The organism is Pseudomonas sp. BN607, from assembly GCF_029871175.1.
Classification (GTDB): domain Bacteria; phylum Pseudomonadota; class Gammaproteobacteria; order Pseudomonadales; family Pseudomonadaceae; genus Aquipseudomonas.
The window spans coordinates 1-4213 of sequence record NZ_SSOE01000043.1; the positions used below are offsets into that span (position 1 = coordinate 1).

The following is a 4213-nucleotide window of genomic DNA, read 5'->3' on the forward strand; positions in this document are numbered from 1 at the left end:
ACAGAATTTCTTGACGACCATAGAGCATTGGAACCACCTGATCCCATCCCGAACTCAGCAGTGAAACGATGCATCGCCGATGGTAGTGTGGGGTTTCCCCATGTGAGAGTAGGTCATCGTCAAGATTCATTTCGCAAAACCCCTATCTGCACATGCAGGTAGGGGTTTTGTCTTTGTGGTCTGAGAAACCTTCAAGCCTCGCACACGCCTGCGCCCAGGCACACGTCTGCAACCTGGCACAGGTCACTGTGGGAGCGGGCGTGACCCGCGAACACGGGCGAACCCATGCGATCCACTGCACTACCTGTCGGAAGACAGGTATGGGCATTCGGCCCTTTTCCTATGCAAGCCCACAGCCCATGGCTATCATGCCTGCCTTATTCCAAGTCGAGACTGGCATGCTGAAGTTGTTGAATCTCCTCAAGGACGGCCGGTTCCATTCCGGAGAAGCTCTGGGGGCAGCCCTCGGTGTGAGTCGCAGCGCAGTTTGGAAGCAGCTGCAGCATCTGGAGAGTGAGCTTAACCTCACCATTCACAAAGTCCGTGGGCGCGGCTATCAGCTGGCGGCTCCCTTGGCTTTGCTAGAGGAACAGGCGATCGCAGGGTTTGGTGGCGGCGAGCAGTGGCCGGTATTCATCCACGAAACCATCGACTCCACCAATGCCGAAGGTCTGCGCCTTGCCAGTGAAGGACAGGCAGCGCCATTCCTGGTTCTGGCAGAGCGCCAGAGCGCTGGTCGTGGCCGGCGTGGTCGCCAGTGGGTGAGCCCGTTTGCCGAAAACCTCTATTACAGTTTGGTGCTGCGCGTCGATGGCGGCATGCGCCAGCTCGAAGGCTTGAGCCTGGTGGTTGGGCTGGCGGTCATGCGTACTCTGCAGGGGTTCGGGGTAAAGGATGTGGGTCTGAAATGGCCCAACGATGTTCTGGTTCGGCGGCAGAAGATCACCGGCATTCTCCTGGAGTTGGTGGGTGATCCTGCGGATGTCTGTCATGTAGTGTTGGGTATCGGTATCAACGTGAACATGCAGGTCAACGACCAGGTCGATCAGCAGTGGACCTCGATGCGACGTGAGGTGGGCGCGGCGATTGACCGTAACCATTTGGTAGCTTCGCTCAGTCAGCAGCTGCAGCATGAGTTGGCACGCCATCGTCGATACGGTTTTGCCGCATTCCAGGAGGAGTGGGAGCAGGCGCACCTTTGGCAGGGGCGCACCGTTTCGCTGGTTGCGGGTAGCACACGTATAGATGGTGTTGTGCTAGGCGTCGACGGGCAGGGTGGTTTGCGTCTTGAGGTGGACGGAGTGGAAAAGAGCTTCAGTGGTGGTGAGCTCAGTTTGAGGTTGCGTGATGATTCTTGAGCTCGATTGCGGTAACAGCTTCATTAAATGGCGGGTAATCCACGCCGCTGATGCAGTGATTGCAGGTGGTGGGATCGTCGATACCGACCAGGCGCTGGTGGCTGAAGTGGCTGCACTTGTTGCGGTGCGCCTCACCGGCTGCCGCATTGTCAGTGTGCGCAGCGAGGAGGAAACCGATGCGCTGTGCGCTGTGATTGCCCAGGCATTCGCCGTGCAGGCGCAGGTTGCCCACCCGGCTCAGGAAATGGCGGGTGTGCGCAATGGCTATGACGATTATCAGCGCTTAGGCATGGATCGTTGGCTGGCGGCGCTGGGCGCCTTTCACCTGGCCGGTGGGGCATGCCTGGTCATTGACCTGGGTACAGCTGCCAAAGCGGACTTCGTTGCCGCCGATGGCGAGCACCTGGGTGGCTACATCTGTCCGGGAATGCCATTGATGCGCAGCCAGTTGCGTACGCATACCCGCCGCATCCGCTATGACGATGACTCTGCCGAGCGCGCATTGGTCAGTCTGTCGCCTGGCCGTTCCACTGTCGAGGCAGTCGAGCGCGGGTGTGTGTTGATGCTGCAGGGTTTTGCTCGCACTCAGCTTGAGCAAGCGCGTGCTCTATGGGGGGAGGCGTTCACGGTGTTCCTCACTGGTGGTGATGCGCCATTGGTAAAGGATGCCATCCCGCAGGCGCGTGTCGTGCCTGACTTGGTTTTCGTTGGCCTGGCAATGGCCTGCCCATTGGATTGAGGTGCCTATGCGTTGGTTGTTTCTGCTGTTACTGGTGCTCAACGTCTTTTATTACGTATGGCATCAGCAGGAAGCCCCGCTGAAGGTCAAGGAAGTCGCCCCCCTGTCGTTGTACAAGGGGAATCAGCAAGAAATCCGTCTGTTGCGTGAAACGGGTGTGTCTACGCCGCCAAAGCGCCGTGAAGAATGCTTGGTAATCGGTGGTGAGATGACGCCCGAGCAGCTAGAGGCGCTGCGCCAGCGTCTGTTGAGCCTGGACATTGCTACCTCTCCAGTAGAGAAGCAGTTGCCGGGAGCTGATGGTCGCTGGCTTAAGGTGGCCTCTGAAAGCGAGCGGTTGCTGGACCAAACGTTGCTCTCGTCTCTTTCCAATGATTTCAAAGACTTAAAACATAAAATTATTTTCTGCCAGGGTATTGCAACTGGCGAATAGCTTGATAGAATGGCGCCCGCTTCACAGGGAACACCACTCAGGTGGCAGGACCGGAAGCGGTGTCAAGGCAGCTAAGTTTCAGATTTGATTGAAAAAATTTGAAAAAACGCTTGACACTAGGACGGCAGACACATAGAATGCCGGCCACATATGGAGGGATTCCCGAGCGGCCAAAGGGGACGGACTGTAAATCCGTTGCGAGAGCTTCGAAGGTTCGAATCCTTCTCCCTCCACCAGTTTTAGCGAGAGCCGCAAGCTCCGCGGGTATAGTTTAGTGGTAGAACCTCAGCCTTCCAAGCTGATGATGCGGGTTCGATTCCCGCTACCCGCTCCAAGTTTGCTGGATTTTGCACAAAGTGTTTCGCTCTTGTAGCTCAGTTGGTAGAGCACACCCTTGGTAAGGGTGAGGTCAGCGGTTCAAATCCGCTCAAGAGCTCCATTTAAACAAGGCAGATATGAAAATATCTGCCTTTGTTTTATCAGCGCAAGACTATTTCTTCTGCGGAGGATTGTATCGATGGCTAAGGAAAAGTTTGATCGTTCCCTTCCCCACGTTAACGTCGGCACTATCGGCCACGTTGACCACGGTAAGACCACTCTGACCGCAGCTCTGACTCGCGTTTGCTCCGAAGTTTTCGGTTCGGCAATCGTTGAGTTCGACAAGATCGACTCGGCTCCGGAAGAAAAAGCGCGCGGTATCACCATCAACACCGCTCACGTTGAGTACAACTCGACCATTCGTCACTACGCTCACGTTGACTGCCCAGGTCACGCTGACTACGTGAAGAACATGATCACCGGTGCTGCCCAGATGGACGGCGCGATCCTGGTTTGCTCGGCCGCCGATGGTCCGATGCCGCAAACCCGTGAGCACATCCTGCTGTCCCGTCAGGTAGGCGTTCCGTACATCGTGGTCTTCCTGAACAAGGCTGACCTGGTAGACGACGCTGAGCTGCTGGAACTGGTCGAGATGGAAGTTCGCGACCTGCTGTCCACCTATGACTTCCCAGGCGACGACACCCCGATCATCATCGGTTCGGCTCGTATGGCGCTGGAAGGCAAAGACGACAACGAAATGGGCACTACCGCTGTCAAGAAGCTGGTAGAGACTCTGGACAGCTACATTCCTGAGCCAGTTCGTGCCATCGACCAGCCGTTCCTGATGCCGATCGAAGACGTGTTCTCGATTTCGGGTCGTGGTACCGTTGTTACCGGTCGTATCGAGCGTGGTATCGTCCGCGTTCAGGATCCGCTGGAAATCGTTGGTCTACGTGACACTACCACCACCACCTGCACCGGTGTTGAGATGTTCCGCAAGCTGCTGGACGAAGGTCGTGCTGGCGAGAACTGCGGCGTTCTGCTGCGTGGTACCAAGCGTGACGACGTTGAGCGTGGCCAGGTTCTGGTCAAGCCAGGTTCGGTCAAGCCGCACACCAAGTTCACCGCAGAAGTCTACGTCCTGTCGAAGGAAGAAGGCGGCCGTCACACTCCGTTCTTCAAAGGCTACCGTCCACAGTTCTACTTCCGTACCACTGACGTGACCGGTAACTGCGAACTGCCGGAAGGCGTTGAAATGGTAATGCCAGGTGACAACATTCAGATGACTGTTACCCTGATCAAGACCATCGCAATGGAAGACGGTCTGCGCTTCGCTATCCGTGAAGGCGGTCGTACCGTCGGCGC

At 56.7% G+C, this 4213-nt stretch carries 4 protein-coding genes, 3 tRNA genes and 1 rRNA gene; all 8 read left to right on the top strand.

From position 1 onward, the window contains the following. The first annotated feature begins 9 nt into the window (after nt 1-9). A 5S ribosomal RNA gene (gene rrf, locus E8E68_RS11405) occupies nt 10-125 on the top strand. Between the two features lie 273 nt (nt 126-398). Further along, complete coding sequence (gene birA, locus E8E68_RS11410; protein WP_266032063.1) at nt 399-1358, top strand: bifunctional biotin--[acetyl-CoA-carboxylase] ligase/biotin operon repressor BirA; 960 nt, start codon at nt 399-401, stop codon at nt 1356-1358. Then, on the top strand, nt 1348-2097 hold the full coding sequence (locus E8E68_RS11415) for a pantothenate kinase (RefSeq protein WP_266032062.1): 750 nt from the start codon (nt 1348-1350) through the stop codon (nt 2095-2097). Before birA ends, E8E68_RS11415 begins: the two co-directional genes overlap by 11 nt. Before the next feature lie 7 nt (nt 2098-2104). Continuing rightward, nucleotides 2105-2530, top strand: a complete 426-nt coding sequence (locus tag E8E68_RS11420) for a hypothetical protein (RefSeq protein WP_266032061.1) — start codon at nt 2105-2107, stop codon at nt 2528-2530. Nucleotides 2531-2682: 152 nt separating this feature from the next. Continuing rightward, nucleotides 2683-2766 (top strand) — tRNA-Tyr (locus tag E8E68_RS11425). A 24-nt stretch (nt 2767-2790) separates the two neighbouring features. After that, nucleotides 2791-2864, top strand: a tRNA-Gly gene (locus tag E8E68_RS11430). 29 nt (nt 2865-2893) lie between these two features. Next, nucleotides 2894-2969 (top strand) — tRNA-Thr (locus E8E68_RS11435). A gap of 78 nt (nt 2970-3047) precedes the next feature. Continuing rightward, the coding region (gene tuf / locus E8E68_RS11440) for an elongation factor Tu (RefSeq protein ID WP_280340837.1) at nt 3048-4213 on the top strand (1166 nt) is incomplete at its 3' end.

Bases quoted from the DNA above. Each gene is read 5' to 3' on its own strand.
- birA (WP_266032063.1), top strand. From the start codon at position 399: ATGCTGAAGTTGTTGAATCTCCTCAAGGACGGCCGGTTCCATTCCGGA.
- E8E68_RS11415 (WP_266032062.1), top strand. From the start codon at position 1,348: ATGATTCTTGAGCTCGATTGCGGTAACAGCTTCATTAAATGGCGGGTA.
- E8E68_RS11420 (WP_266032061.1), top strand. From the start codon at position 2,105: ATGCGTTGGTTGTTTCTGCTGTTACTGGTGCTCAACGTCTTTTATTAC.